Consider the following 15,174-nt stretch of genomic DNA (forward strand, 5'->3'; position numbering starts at 1 on the left):
GGTTTAGGGTTTAGGGTTTAGAAGACACAACGAGAGGTTGTTTGCATCGTGAGCGAATCACAATCTTGTTGGTCTGCTAAACCCTAAACCCTAAACCCTAGCAATTAGTTGAACAAGAAGTGGCAAATGTCGCCATCTTTCATCACGTAGGTTTTTCCTTCCACGCGGAGTTTCCCGGCGGCGCGGATGTCCCGTTCGGTCTTGTGGGTTTCCAAGTCATCCAGCGTATAGATTTCGGCCCGGATGAACCCCTTCTCGAAATCTGTGTGGATCACCCCGGCCGCCTGCGGGGCGGTCGCTCCCACCGGAACCGGCCACGCCCGCACTTCTTGAACCCCGGCGGTGAAGTAGCTTTGCAGTCCCAACACCTTGTAGGCCGCGCGGGCCAGCACCGGCAGGACGGGTTCGGTCAGGCCGAGCGAGGCCAGCATCTCGGCCTTGTCCGGTCCTTCGAGTTCGGCCAGTTCGGCTTCCAACTTGGCGCACACGCAAACCACGGAAGCGCCGATCTTGTCCGCGAACGCCCGCAATTGCATCACCAGCGGCCCCTTGCCTTCCAAGTCGTCCTCGGCCACGTTGGCCACATAGAGGATCGGCTTGGCCGTCATCAGGCCGAAACTGGAGATGGCCTTGGTGTCTTCGGGGTCGAGCGTCAGTTTGCGGAGCGGCTCGTCTTTTTTCAGGTGGGCGATGCACTGGGAGATCGCGGCCACCCGGCGAATCGCTTCTTTGTCCCCGCTCTTGGCCGACCGTTCGGCTCGCGGCAACGCCCCGTCGAGGGTTTGGATGTCCGCGAGCATCAATTCGATTTCAATGGTTTCCACGTCATCAACGGGGCTGACCTTCCCGGCGACGTGGACGACGTTGGAATCCTCGAAGCAACGAACCACCTGAAGGATGGCGTCCACTTCGCGGATGTGGCTGAGGAACTTGTTTCCCAAGCCTTCGCCCTCGCTGGCCCCCTTCACGATGCCGGCGATGTCCACCAAACGCAGGGCGGCCGGGACGATCTTTTTGGGGACGATGTACTTCGTGATCCGCGTAAGACGGTCGTCCGGCACGCTGACCACGCCCTCGTTCGGCTCAATGGTGCAGAACGGGTAGTTCGCGGCTTGGGCCTGCTTGGAACTGGTCAACGCGTTGAACAACGTGCTTTTGCCCACGTTAGGCAACCCGACGATCCCCGCTCTCATGATGTCTTCCGCCCTTGCGTCCCGAGTCGATGAACCGAAACCGATCAACTGTTCAGTATCGGGAACGCCCGCCCGGCGAACAACCCCACGCCGGAATTCTTGCGAGAGTGTTGTTCCCGAAAGAAACGCGGATGACTTTCCTTGCGCACAAATTCCACTTATTCCCAGACCTGAATGATCTTGCGAAGGATTCAGAAACGGATTCGCCCACCCCTGAAAATATCGCGCTCGGACAAATTGAGGTACTGTTTGAGGTCTTCTTGCCAGACTTTACGCGTCAAATCTCACCGGTGAACGTCGTAATTATCTCTGGATACTCTCCCGCGACCCGCCAGCCCAAAGGGTGCGATAATCTGCTTTTATTTGATTTACACCCCACCCCTTGGGTGCCCGCTTGACTGTTGACACCGACTCCGCACTAACCGTTCAACTTTCTGAACGATGCGTCTACGGCGAATATGCCCAGCGGCTGAAAGGCTTCATCCGAAGCCAATTGGCCGCGGACATGGCGGGCCGCGAGGACGAGGAGGACATCATGCAATCGGTCTTCCGCACCTTCTGGCGGGGTGTCTCGGAATCCCGGTATGCCGTCCCCGACAGCGCCGATCTCTGGAACCTCCTGAGCGTTCTCGCCCGGCACAAAGTGATCGCCCACGCCACCCGGCATCGGGCCATCAAAAGGGACGTGCGGCAAACCCGGTCGCTGACGGACTTGGAAACAACTCTCTCCTTCGTCGATTCGCGGGCGGCTGATCCAGTGCTGGAGGCCGTCGTCCGTGATTTGATGGAAAAACTTCTCCCGGTGCATCGGGAGATGATCGAACTCCGTTGCCAGGGGTTTGAAGTGGCTGAAATCGCCCGAGTCACCAATCGTTCCAAGCGCACCGTGGAACGTATTCTCCAGCAGAGCCGCGAAGCCATTTTGGAACAAATCACCCAACATGACTGAGACCATTTCCGGAAGTACTCCGGCCTTGCTGACGCTGGACGAACGCATCGAAGCCTTCGAGAACTCGGGGCTTTCGGGCCGTGACTCTCTCCGGGCGTTTCTTCCCGAACAATCCGACCCGATCTATTGGGAAGTCCTCGCGGAGTTGATTCGCGTGGACATGGACCGCCGGAACAGTTCCGGGGCGATGGTTCGCGTGAGCGAATATTTGGGGGTGTACCCCGAGCTCGTCCGGCATCCGAACGAGTACGGCAACACGCTGTACGAGGAATATCGCCTCCGGCTTGACCGGGGCGAAAAAGGGTTGGAGAAGGAATATCTCCGGTTGCACGGTATCCGGATCACCGACGATCATTGGGAGCGGGCATCACAAGTCCCCGCCACGCCGGAGTTGTCCGTCCTGATGACGAATCAGGAAGAGTTGGTGAAGGTTCACGAAAAGCCGAAGATCGAAGGCTTTCCCGAAATCGGGGATGAATATCTGGGTTTCAAGGTGGTTGGCGAACTGGGTCGCGGCGCTTTCGGCCGGGTGTTTCTGGCCGAGGAATTAAAGCTCGGCGGGCGTCATGTCGCGCTGAAAGTGACGGCCAAGATCGACCGCGAGGCCGAACGGCTGGCGAAACTTCAGCACACAAACATCGTGCCGGTGTATTCCGTCCATCAGATGCCGCCGTATCAGGCCGTCTGCATGGGGTTCTTCGGCCGGGAAACGCTGGCCGATGTGCTTCGCAACGTTCGCGGCGGTGGTTCGCTGCCGCTCACCGGCGGGGGGTTGTTCACCACGGTGATGGTGGCGGCGGGTTCCACCATCAATGATCACACACGGAAAACCGTTGCTGATCCCGCGAAGAAACCCGATTCGGCGCTCGTCGGCGAACTGCCGGAAGACGAACATTCCGACGGGCGGCCGCAACCGATCCGGCGGATGCTCTCCGGCTTGGGTTATGTCGATGCCGTGGTGTGGATGATCTCCCGGATCGCCGAGGGGCTTGCCCACGCCCACGACCGGGGAATCATCCACCGCGACCTGAAACCGGCCAACATTTTGATCGGGGACGACGGGCAGCCGATGTTGCTCGACTTCAACCTGGCCGTGGAAACCGCCGAGGTTGGAAAAGCCGCCGCCGGGGGAACATTCCCGTACATGGCCCCCGAGCAACTGGAAGTGATGTGCGGCGGAGCCAAAAATTCGGTCGATCACCGGAGCGATTTGTTCTCCATCGGCGTGTTGTTTTGTGAATTGCTGACTGGCAAGCATCCGTACCGTGTCGTCCTTCGCAAAGACCTGAACATCGCGTCCATGATCGATGAACGTCGGCAATTTCCGTACATTCGGGAAATCAATCCCCTGGTGTCGCACGGGGTGGTCGCCATCGTTCGCCGGTTGCTGGCCTTTGACCAGACCAACCGGTATCAGAGCGCCCGCGAACTGGTGATCGATCTCGAAAATCATCTGGCCAACCGGCCGTTGAAGTATGCAAAGGAAGCATCCTTCAGCGAAGTGGCCCGCAAATGGGTGCGGCGAAATCCCCGCGGCATCCCCGTCGCCAGTTGCGTGCTGGCCGTTCTGGCCTGCGTCGGGCTTGGTCTTGCTTACTCCCGATCGCTTGATCGGGAGCAAACGCGAAAAGCCATCGAAGCCCATGCGGCTTTCACCGCTGATTTTGCCCCGTTGCGGATCGGCTTGGTGAACCCGGAAGACACCAAAATCCGCGAAGAATCCCGCCAGAAAGCCCTTGGCCTGCTGGACCGCTACCAAGCGCTGAACCAAGCCGACTGGCACTTGCAAAAGACGCTTCGGAAACTCCCCGAGGCCAATCGGCATGAATTGAACGAGCAAATCGCCGAGCTCATGATTTTGTTGGCCAAAGATTGCGCCTTGCGGTTGGACGAGGCTCCCGAAAACAACCGGGAACCGTTGGCCGAAGAAATCCTGCGCTATCACGAACTGGCGATTTCACTGCGTTTCTCCAAGAATTTGCCGGCCGCCTCGTGGCCGGATCATGCAAGGGCGGCCGAGATTTTGGGACGTGAAGCCGATGTGCTGGTGGCGAAGGAAAAACTGGCGGCCCATGCCGAGGCGGCTCGCGGGGATGCCTATCTCAACGGCACGACTGAGTTAACGGCGGGACGATACGCCGCCGGTCTGGCGTTGTTGGATGAGGCCATTCGTGAAAACCCGGGCGATGCGGCGGCCCACCTGTCGGTTGCGCATGCGGCCAACGTCACGAAGGATCTTTCGCGGGCGTTGGTCCACTATCAGATTGCCCAAGCCTTGCTGCCAAATGACCCGATGCCGTCCTTCCATCGCGGCCGGATTTTCATCGTTCGCAAGGATTACCCGAAGGCGTTGGAAGAATTCACCAAGGCCATCACGAAAGATCCGACCCACGGCGAATCGTATTTTCACCGGGCGCTGGTGAAACGCCGACTGGGCGATCTCCCGGCGGCCATCAAGGACTTGCACAAGGCCGAGGAATTGAACGCCTCGCCGGTGCGCGTTTTGTGGTTCCGGGCGCAGTGCCATCAGGAAAACAACCAGCCCGAACTGGCGAAGGCCGACCGCGAAAAAGCCGCCGCGATTCCCCCGGAGAGCGAAGGGGACTTTCTCGCCCGCGCCGCCAGCCGGGTTCCCAAGGATATTCCCGGCGCCGTCGAAGATTTGAACGAGGCCCTGAAAATCAATTCACGATCCATCGTGGCTTTGCATAATCTCGCCCATATCCACTCGGAGCATCTGCAATTATCGGAGCAGGCAATCGAGTACTTGGACAGGGCCTTGCAAATCTGCCCCGAACTCGGCGAAACACGGGCGGGCAAGGCGGTGCTTCTCGCCCGCATTGGCAAGCGAGAAAAGGCCCACAAGGAAATCGAGCGGGCGATGTTGATCGCCGGCGACGAGAACCAGCACATTATGGCGGCCAGCGTGTACTCGCTGACGGCCCGGCCGGACAACAAAGATGCCGCCAAAGCCTTGGAATGTTTGCGGAACGGCATTCGGGCCGGATTTCGCCGCATCGGTGACTTGGAAACGGACACCGACTTGGAAATGGTCCGCAAAACTCCGGACTTCAAGGCATTGATCGCCGCCACCCGTGAGTTGAACCAAGAGTTTTCTGAATAATCCGTGTTTTCCGTGGCGGGTGGCCGCCCCGGATTCGCCTCTTCCGAGTGAAGAGACACACGATTCTCCCTGCTCGAGTTGATCGGATCCGCCAGCCGCCCTGCCTTGCCCGCGAACCTTTGGGATAATGACTAATGAAGTCCCGCCTTGCCCGACTGAACATCACCACGCTCGAAGACCGCACCGTGCCCGCCGTGTTTGGCAACACTTGGGTTGAACCGGGCAGCCTCTCGGTGAGCTTTGTTCCCGATGGCACAACCGTCGGCTCCACCACCTCGACGCTGTTTTCCACGCTGAACCAAAACATGGCGACGAGTGTGTGGCAAGCGGACATTCTGCACGCCTTTCAAACGTGGGCTGGCAACGCCAATATCAACGTCCATCTGACCGGCGACGACGGTTCGGCCCTCGGTTCGGAGGCGCCGTTGGAGGGAAGCCTGAAGGTGGGTGATTTCCGAATCTCGGCCCGACCACTGTCCACTTCAGAGTTGGTCATCACCAACACCTTCGACCTGACGAATTCGCTGGCTGGCGACATCATTATCAACAGCAACTATCAGTTTTCGCACGGCGGCGGGAACGGCACTTACGATCTGTACACGGTGCTGATGCAGGAAACCGGGCACGCCTTCGGGATCAATAACTCGCCGAACCCCGCCTCGGTGATGTACGAATATTACTCCACCCCCAAGACCGGGCTGGATGTTTCGGATGTCGCTTCGATCCAAAGCCTGTACGGTGCCCGTGAACCGGATGCCCAAGAAGGGGCTGGTGGAAACAACACCCTGGCCACGGCCTCCAAGATTTCCACTCTGGACAGTTTGCTGAACCTGAGTTCGCTCTCCATTGCCCAATCGCGGATTGAGGGAGATGTTCAAAACTCCACGGATGTTGATTATTACAAGTTCACCACGACCCTGCCGATTCTGAGCAGTTCCATTGTCTTCAAGGTTTCCCACACCAGCCTCCTGCAAGGTTCTGTGCGGTTGCTCGACAGTTCCGGCCGTGTGGTGGCCAGCGCCGTGGCGACGGCGCCCGGCCAGGACATCAAGTTGAACGTGTCGCTGGGATTGCTCAAGACCTACTACATCGAAGTGCGGGCGGCGGCCGGCGCCGGGGATTACTCGGCCGGGGGCTACAAACTGGCCATCGGGTCCAACGCCGCTGACTTGTTGAACCTCCCGTTGAATTCACATTTCGTGAACTCGACCGGCAAAGCCATCCTTTCGTTGAACGAACCTCTGTCGATCTTGGGCGGCGGCCCGGAAGTCAACCTTGGCAACGCCCGGCCCTCGGCCGATGCCCGGTGGGATTTCTCGGGAACCGGCACTTTCCTGACCAGCCTTGATGTTGACACCTACGGCGTCCACACCAACGCGGACACCGGGTCGATCATGGAAGTGGCGATCTGGTCCAGGGACATGGACAGAATCATGCCGTCCCTGACTGTCTTGGGGCCGAACGGAAAAGCGGTTCCGTTTGAAGTCTTGAAGCAAAACGATTACTGTTTGACGATTCAAGTTCGCGGAATCATGGCGAACTCCGATTACACCATCCGGGCCGCCTCGGGGTCATTCTCCCTGGCGTCGGCCGTTTATGGATTGGGGATTGACTTCCGAACGGCCTCCATTGATCTGACTCAACTGGCGAAAGCTCAGTTGTCTGATCCGGCGTCGGTGTTCACACAGACGGTTTCGCTGGAGATGACCAAGAATGTGCATCTCAAACTCTCGGCCGATGATGTGGCCAACCAAGGCCAGGGCGTCCAGTTAGATATCATCGATGCCGACGGGAACGTGATCGACACCTTGGTGGCGATGGCCGGGCAAACTTCCGTGGCCGATGTGATCCTGTTGGACGGAACTTATACCTTCCGATACTCGGTGCTCGCCCCTGTCAGCGGGCCGTGGTCAAGCATCGGTTTTGAACTGGATTACCTGCTGACGTCCGATCCGATGGGGCCACAGATGATGGACCCGTCCTCGTCCCCCTCGTCCCCCACGGGCACCAAGTCCGCCACGGCCTCCAAGACGGCAGTCCCGCCTTCTTCCAGTTCGAGCACGACCACCACCACATCGCCTCCTTCGAGTTCAACCACCACTCCGCCCCCGAGTAGCACCTCGTCGCCTCCGGCCTCTTCCCCGCCGGCAACGACGAAGGACAACACGACGTACTACATGTGACCACTGGCGACGTGAAACGACCAATCCATTAATTCGCCTTGCTCAATTTTCACACCAGCCGGGTGATTTTCGCCGAAACTCCGACTGAACCGCCGCTTCGGCCTGACCTCATGTAAGATGAGGTCAGGCAATTTCTCGCGGATGGTCGTATGATCCGTTTCTCTCTTCTGTTGATGGTCCTGACGGTGGTCGGGGGGCCTTCGGCCTTCGCGGTCGATGTGGATTTCTCTCACCAGATCGTGCCGGTCTTCAAGCAATACTGCGCCGAGTGCCACGCCGGGGACAAGAAGAAGGGAAGCTTCTCCCTCAACACCCGCGAATCAACGCTGGCCGGCGGGGAAGCCGGCAAGGCCGTGACGCCGGGCAAATCGGCCCAGAGCGAATTGCTGAAGCGAATCACCACGACCGATGCCAAGCTTCGGATGCCCCCCAAGGGTCCGGCCGTGCCGGCTGACAAAGCCGCCTTGGTCAAGGCATGGATCGACGAAGGGGCCAAATGGGAGGATGGGTTCTCCTTCGGCAAGAAGGTCTACGAACCACCATTGAAGCCGCGTCGTCCCGAACTGCCCGCCGCCGCCGATGGGCGCTCGCATCCGCTTGATCGCATCATTGATGCCTATTTCGCCAAGAACAAACAATCCCGCCCGGCGTTGATTGACGACGCCGGGTTCTATCGCCGTCTCTCGCTCGATCTCCACGGCTTGCTGCCGGACCCCGCCAAAGTGCGGGAGTTCGTTCGCAATCAACAACCGGACAAACGCGCTCAACTGGTTCGACAACTGCTTGCCGAGGACACCGCGTATGCCGAGCATTGGTTGACGTTTTGGAATGACCTCCTGCGAAACGATTACAGCGGCACCGGCTTCATCACCGGCGGCCGCAAGCAGATCACGCCGTGGCTGTATCGGGCGTTGATCGACAATAAACGCTATGACCAGATGGTTTCCGAATTGGTGGCCCCCAATGCCGATTCGGATGGCTTTGCGATGGGCATCCGCTGGCGCGGCGAGGTGAACAGCAGCCAGACGGTCGAGGTGCAATACGCCCAAAACGTGGCCCAAGCGTTTCTTGGCATCAACTTGAAATGTGCCTCCTGCCACGACAGTTTCATTGATCGCTGGAAACTGGACGAAGCCTATTCCATCGCCGCCGCCTATTCGACCACCCCGCTGGAAATCCACCGTTGCGACAAGCCGACGGGCCGCAAAGCAACCCCGGCGTGGCTCTTCCCGGAACTCGGGCAGATCACCGCCACCGCCCCGCAACCGGAGCGATTGAAGCAACTGGCCAAACTCATGACCCACCCGGAGAACGGCCGGCTCACCCGGACCATCGTCAACCGCTTCTGGCATCGGCTCATGGGCCGCGGCATCGTCCATCCGGTGGATGCCATGCAAACCGAGCCGTGGTCGGCCGATCTGCTCGACTATCTGGCCGTCGATCTTGCGGACAACAAACACGACTTGAAGAAGACGCTGGAGTTGATCGCCACTTCGCAAGCGTACCAAATGAAGACGGTCACAACGGCGGAGGCGACGCCCTATGTGTTCGCCGGGCCGATTGCCAAACGAATGACGGCCGAGCAATTTGTCGATTGCGTCTGGCAGATCACCGGAACCGGGCCAAATGCCATCGACGCGGCTGTCACTCGTGGCAAACCAACCCAAGCGGCGATTGATTCCATCGAACTGAACGGACAATTGCTCCGCTTGCCCGAGTCACCGAAAACAGGCGGCAACGGCAGCCCGTCAATCACTCTTCGCGGTGTGGCCACGTTAAAATCGATTCCCAAAAAACCATTGATCGTGTTGGCCGACGCCGGAAAAATGGCGTTGGTGGTGAACGGCCAGCCGGTCAAAGACCCGCAGATTGTTCAGCGCGAAAACGGGGTGACGGTGTTCAACGCCCCCGGACTCAAAGCCGGTGAGAACGAAATCCTGTTGAGCGGCCCGGTCACCCCGGCGGGTCTTTACTTCCAGATCATCTCTGGCTTCAAGGGAGAGGTTGAGACACCTGCGGAGATCACTTGGAAATGGGCCGCAACCGCCGTCGACGCCAAGGGAAAGCTGACCAACCCGAAAGCCGAGTGGGCGGTGATTGAGGCCAAATCACCTCTCGAAAAAACCGATTGGTTGAACATTGTTCGCAAGTTGACAGCCGGTGTGCGGGAATCCAATTCCCTGTCGGTTCGTTCCAGTCTGGTGAAAGCGGACTTCCTGATGCGTTCCCTCGGTCGGCCGAATCGGGATCAGATTGTCACCATGCGGCCCACGGAGTTGACGACACTCGAAGCCATTGACCTCGCCAATCACCCGATTTTGACGGACACACTGGAACGCGGGGCCAAGAATATTGTCGCCCGTAAATGGGCCTCGCCTGATGAACTGATTGGCTGGCTCTATCAATTCGCCCTGTCCCGGTCGCCGGGCGCCAGTGAGGCCGCTTTGGCCCGTGAATTGTTGGGGACACAACCCACCGAGACGCGCGTGCAGGATTTGCTTTGGGCAGTCATCATGCTCCCGGAATTTCAACTGATCCACTAACCACGGGAGGAAACTCTCCATGCCGATATTCAACGAAGAACATCACGAAACCCGCCGCGATTTCGTCCGCCGCATGGTCGCCGCCGGGGTGGCCGCATGGGGGGCGGGCGAGCCTCGGCTATTGTCGGCCGCCGAGGGAAAGATCCAGCATCCCAAGCCGACAGCCGATTCCTGCATCCTAATCTGGATGGCCGGGGGCATGGCTGCCCCGGACACGTTTGACCCCAAGAGGTATGTTCCCTTTGAGGTTGGCGTTCCGGTGGCCAAGGTGATGAGCACCTTCCCGAGCATCGACACCTCGGTGGACAATATCAAGATCACCAAGGGGCTGGAAAACATCGCCAAGGTGATGGACCGGGCGACGTTGATCCGTTCGCATGTGCTGCCGGACTTGGGGAGCATTCTCCATAGCCGACACCAGTATCACTGGCACACGGGTTATGTCCCGCCGCAGACGGTGGCTGCCCCGCACATCGGGTCGTGGATGGCGAAAGTCCTCGGGCCGCGCAACCCGGTGATGCCCGCGTTTGTGAACATCGGCCAGCGGTTGGAAGGCATCGGCGAGGTGGAGGAAATCAAAGCCTTCACAACGGCCGGTTTCTTCGGCAGCGAGTTTGGCCCGATGAACCTCCCTTATCCGGATGATGCCGCGAAGGCTGTGCGGCCGCCGAAGGGAATGCAACCCGGCCGGTTTGAGGACCGCTACAAGTTCTACCGCAAGCTCGTCGATCAGCATCCCGACCGTGACCGGATGAGCGACCACCAACAAGAGTCATTCTTGCGGGCGATGGACAACGCCCATCGGCTGTTGGGTTCCAAGGAACGCGAGGCTTTCGACATCTCGCTGGAACCGAAAGACAACTTCGACAAATACAACACCGGTCGGTTCGGACAGGGATGTTTGCTGGCCCGGCGACTGGTCGAGGCTGGCGCGCGGTTTGTGGAAGTGACGACTGAATACATCCCGTTCGTCCACTGGGACACCCACGTCAGCGGGCACACGACCCTGACCGAATTGAAGAAACAAATCGACCGGCCGATTGCCCAACTCATCCTTGATTTGGAAGCCAAGAAGCTGCTGGACCGAACATTGGTCATTATTGCCAGCGAGTTTAGCCGGGACATGATTATCGAAGGCGTCCCCGGTTCCACGGCCAAGGATCAGGCGACGGCCCCGACGGACATTCTGAAGGAAATGAAACACTACGGTCAGCACCGCCACTTCACCGGGGCCAGTTGCGTCGTGATGTTCGGCGGTGGCGTGAAGAAGGGGTTCCTCTATGGTGAGTCAGCGGCCGAACGGCCGTGCATTGCCACCAAAAACCCGATCAGTGTGTCAGATATGCACGCCACGCTCTTTTCTGCAATGGGGGTCAGCCCCCAAACGGCCTACGACGTGGAACAGCGACCGTTCTATGCCACTAACGATGGGAAGGGAAAAGCCGCCAAAGACATCTTCGCCTGATATCCCATTCACGCGCCCATGCTGTATTTTGCGCCGTCCGCCACATCCGGGCGGCCTCCCATTTTCCCTAATCAGCACATCCCGCAGGCTCGGCCGCAAGCCTTGTTTTTGTCGTTTTTACAATCGCAACATCGGCCCACCCTTTGCAGTATGTTCCTTCGGCGGGACAACCAACCGCCATCGAACGATCAAACCTCTCACGGGAGATTCAAATGAGCCGATTCTTGTTATCTGCACTGGTGCTGGCGGGCTTTGCCGCCCAACCGCTGATGGCCGGCCCGCCCACACCGTCGTCGACCTTGGCGGACGCCAACATCGTGCTTGAAGAGCTGGCCGGTATTCCGCTCAAGGGCATTCCTCCCGCCTTGCTGGCCGATGCCCAAGGGGTGGCGATCATTCCCCGCGTCATCAAAGCCGGGTTCATCCTGGCGGGTCGCGGCGGGCACGGTGTCGTCCTGGCGAAAGACAAAGAAGGCAAGTGGAGCGTACCGACGTTCATCCACCTCGGCGGCGGCAGCATCGGCCTCCAAGCCGGTGTCGAATCGACCGATGTGGTGCTGGTGTTCCGCACCCGCAAGAGCTTGGATTCCGTGATGGAAGGCAAGGACAAGCTGACCCTTGGCGGGGATGCCTCCATCGCCGCCGGCCCAATTGGCCGGGAAGCCGCCGCCGGGACGGACCTGAAGCTGGAGGCCGAAATCGTTTCCTACTCCCGCAGCCGCGGCTTGTTCGCCGGTGTGTCCCTCAACGGGGCGGTGATCGGTAACGACCGGGACGGCAACGCTTGGTTTGCCAAACATGCCTCGCGGGAAGACCTCAAAAACGCCGGGGCCTTGCTGACCCGGTTGACGCAAATGAGCGCCACCACGCCGACGGCCAAGCTGATCCTCCCGCCGACTTCCCCGCCGCCGCTTCCCCCGGTGACGGGTCCGAGTCCGCTGCCTCCTCCTCCGCTTCCGCCGCTGCCGGGCCAGCCGTAAGCCTTGGAGCATCGAACGACTTTAAGCGATACACCTTGGGCAGATTTGGAAAATGTTTCAGCTCAAAGAACCTCCCCGGCAAAACCGGGGAGGTTCTTTTCTTCCCATACTCTTCACGCGAACTCGATAGATCAACTCCCTGCCAACATTGCGCAGCCGCGTAATTTCCCACCTGCCTTGGAGACGCTTCCGTGAAGCCGTCACTCACACTTGCCTGCCTGCTCCTGTCGTTGGGTTCCATATTGGCCGACGAACGGGACACTCTCCGCGTCGGTGTCCAACCGGACGGCCGGATTGTCGTGCCGACCAACCAAATTCTGCAACCGGCGGGCACGCAGGTGATCTTCCCCGGCCGGCCGGTTGATCTCGTTCAAATTGACGGCGGCAAAACACTCGTCGCCAAGAACATGAAGGATTTGGTGTTCATTGACACGGCCACCGGCAAGGTGAGGCAAACACTTGCGATGACGGCGCCCAAAGGAGCCAAATCCGGGGGCTTTAGCGCGGTCGGGCTGATCGCCATCGGCGACCGCCTCATTGCCAGCGATACCCAGAACAGTGTTTGGGTGGCGGTGAAAAATCGTGATGGCAACTTCGGATGGGAAGCTGGCCACACACTGAAAGCCCCCGTTGGTGTCAAGGGAGCCGCCTATCCGACGGGGATTGCCCGCGCGGACGGCGAACATATTTGGGTATGCTCCTCACGGGGCAATAGTGTTCAACTCATCTGTCTGGCTGATGGAAAAGTAATCAACGATGTGAGTGCGGGCGTGGCTCCGTACATGCCGTTGGTGATCTCTTCGACAAAACTGTATGTGAGCAATTGGGGCGGCGACCGTACAACGGACAAGAAGGACAAATCCTCCGGCACCCCGATTCGCACAGATGACCGCAACATTGCCAATTCCGGGACCATCTCCGTGGTGGAAAAGATCGGCGATGGTTGGAAACAAACCAAGACCATCCCGGTCGGCCTGCACCCAAGCGGTCTGGCCCGAAATCCCAAAACCGGACACATCTATGTCGCCAACGCCAACAGCGACACCGTCAGCGTGCTTGACCCGGCGACCGACAAAGTGCTTGCGACAATCGACTGCAAACCCGACTCCAAGCTTCCCTTTGGCAGTGGGGCCAATGCCCTGACCACGGACAAAGAAGGGAAGACGCTCTACGTCGCCAACGGGACGAATAACTGCATCGCTGTGATCGACTTGGAAGCCAAAAAGCTGCTTGGTCTCATCCCAACCGGCTGGTATCCGGGGGCTGTGCAACTTTCCGACGACGGGAAGAAACTCCTCGTCGCCAACATCAAGGGACACGGTTCGCTGGCCGAGAAACGCCCGGCCGCGAAGGGGCATAATTCACATGACCACTTGGGAACGGTCTCCCTCATTGATGTTCCCAGCGCCGCCGAATTGAAGAAACACACGGAAACGGTGAACGCCAACAACCGTCTCGGTTATGCCTTGGCCGGATTGGAAAAACCGCGAGCCGATGTCAAGCCGATGCCCGTTCCCGAACGGCACGGGGAGCCGAGCGTCATCGAGCATGTGTTCTATGTCATCAAAGAAAACCGCACTTACGATCAAGTCTTCGGGGACATGAAAGAAGGCAACGGGGATGCGAACCTTTGTATCTTCGGCGAAGAAGTGACGCCCAACCATCACAAGCTCGCCCGCGAATTCACCCTGATGGACAACTTCTACTGCTCCGGCATCCTGTCGGCCGACGGTCATCAATGGGTGAACGAAGCGTATGTCGTCGATTACCTCGAAAGGCAGTTCGGCGGCTTCACCCGCAGCTATCCCTATGATGGCGACGATCCATTGGCCTACTCGGCCGGCGGTTTCATCTGGGACAACGTCCTCGCCCGCAAAAAGACCTTCTACAACTTCGGCGAGTTCTGCGAGACCACCTATGAGCCGAAGGGCGCCAAGTGGACCGACGTGTATCAGGATTTCTTGAATGGCACCTCCAAGGTGAAGGTCAACGTCAAGCCGAGCAACCAGTCGATTGCCGCCCTCACACATCCGGGCTATGCGGGCTTCCCCTTGCAAATGCCGGATGTTTACCGGGCCAAGATCTTCATGGAACAACTCGCCAAATGGGAAAAAGCCGGGACATTGCCCCACCTGATTTACGTCTACCTGCCCAACGACCACACCTCTGGCACATCACCTGCCTGGCCGACACCGCGAGCGATGGTTGCGGACAATGACCTCGCCTTCGGGCAAGTCGTCGAGGCGATTTCCAAGAGCAAGTTTTGGGCGAAGTCTTGTATTCTGGTGACGGAGGACGATCCGCAAAACGGCTTCGACCATATCGACGGCCACCGCACGGTCGGCTTGGCGATCAGCCCGTACACCAAGCGGAAAGCCGTCGATTCTACCTGTTACAACCAAACGGGCATGGTGAAGACCATCGAACTGATGCTCGGCCTGCCGCCCATGAACCAGTTGGATCTGACCGCCACACCGCTGCGGGGCTGCTTCACGGCGAAAGCAGACCTGACGGCCTACACCGCCGTCAAGAACCGCATTCCGTTGGATGAGATGAACAAGCCCCTCTCGAAACTTCAGGGGCAGGCCAAGATCTGGGCCAAACAATCGTTGGAATTGGATTTCGACAAAGAAGACATGGCCGACGAAGACACGCTCAACCGGATTTTGTGGTTCTCTGTTCGCGGGGACAAGCCGTATCCCGGAGACTGAGAAAATCAGATCTGGCAAATGTTTCT

Annotated in this window: 9 protein-coding genes; 8 read left to right on the forward strand and 1 reads right to left on the reverse strand. The window is 59.0% G+C overall.

Features of this window, described 5'->3' with window-relative positions:
• Nucleotides 1-104 precede the first annotated feature (104 nt).
• On the reverse strand, nucleotides 105-1,193 hold the full coding sequence (ychF, locus tag BGIM_RS0121255; RefSeq protein WP_020471752.1) for a redox-regulated ATPase YchF: 1,089 nt from the start codon (nucleotides 1,191-1,193) through the stop codon (nucleotides 105-107).
• Between the two features lie 131 nt (nucleotides 1,194-1,324).
• On the opposite strand from ychF, the gene BGIM_RS63150 reads away from it, so the two are divergent.
• The 8 genes from BGIM_RS63150 to BGIM_RS51660 all read left to right on the forward strand — a co-directional run bounded on the left by BGIM_RS63150 (nucleotide 1,325) and on the right by BGIM_RS51660 (nucleotide 15,148).
• Complete coding sequence (locus BGIM_RS63150) at nucleotides 1,325-1,591, forward strand: hypothetical protein (protein WP_020471753.1); 267 nt, start codon at nucleotides 1,325-1,327, stop codon at nucleotides 1,589-1,591.
• The gene (locus tag BGIM_RS0121265) at nucleotides 1,588-2,142 is read left to right on the forward strand and encodes an RNA polymerase sigma factor (RefSeq protein ID WP_020471754.1); all 555 of its coding nucleotides are present in this window, start codon (nucleotides 1,588-1,590) and stop codon (nucleotides 2,140-2,142) included. Before BGIM_RS63150 ends, BGIM_RS0121265 begins: the two co-directional genes overlap by 4 nt.
• A complete protein-coding gene (locus BGIM_RS0121270) occupies nucleotides 2,135-5,266 on the forward strand; it encodes a serine/threonine-protein kinase (protein WP_020471755.1) in 3,132 nt (1,043 codons plus the stop codon). Before BGIM_RS0121265 ends, BGIM_RS0121270 begins: the two co-directional genes overlap by 8 nt.
• A 134-nt stretch (nucleotides 5,267-5,400) precedes the next feature.
• Nucleotides 5,401-7,449, forward strand: coding sequence for a matrixin family metalloprotease (locus BGIM_RS0121275; RefSeq protein WP_020471756.1), 2,049 nt, complete (start codon nucleotides 5,401-5,403; stop codon nucleotides 7,447-7,449).
• Between the two features lie 149 nt (nucleotides 7,450-7,598).
• Entirely contained in the window at nucleotides 7,599-9,992 is a 2,394-nt protein-coding gene (locus BGIM_RS0121280; RefSeq protein ID WP_020471757.1) for a DUF1549 domain-containing protein, read from the forward strand.
• Nucleotides 9,993-10,011: 19 nt separating this feature from the next.
• Entirely contained in the window at nucleotides 10,012-11,457 is a 1,446-nt protein-coding gene (locus BGIM_RS0121285; RefSeq protein WP_020471758.1) for a DUF1501 domain-containing protein, read from the forward strand.
• A 212-nt stretch (nucleotides 11,458-11,669) separates the two neighbouring features.
• Nucleotides 11,670-12,437 carry a lipid-binding SYLF domain-containing protein gene (locus tag BGIM_RS51655; RefSeq protein ID WP_020471759.1) on the forward strand — a complete coding sequence of 256 codons (768 nt, stop codon included), beginning with the start codon at nucleotides 11,670-11,672 and terminating at the stop codon, nucleotides 12,435-12,437.
• A gap of 191 nt (nucleotides 12,438-12,628) precedes the next feature.
• Nucleotides 12,629-15,148 (forward strand): alkaline phosphatase family protein, encoded by a 2,520-nt coding sequence (locus BGIM_RS51660; protein ID WP_020471760.1) that lies wholly within the window; start codon nucleotides 12,629-12,631, stop codon nucleotides 15,146-15,148.
• The last annotated feature ends 26 nt before the right edge of the window (nucleotides 15,149-15,174 follow it).

The sequence above is a fragment of the Zavarzinella formosa DSM 19928 genome (genome assembly GCF_000255705.1).
GTDB classification, from domain to species: Bacteria; Planctomycetota; Planctomycetia; order Gemmatales; family Gemmataceae; genus Zavarzinella; species Zavarzinella formosa.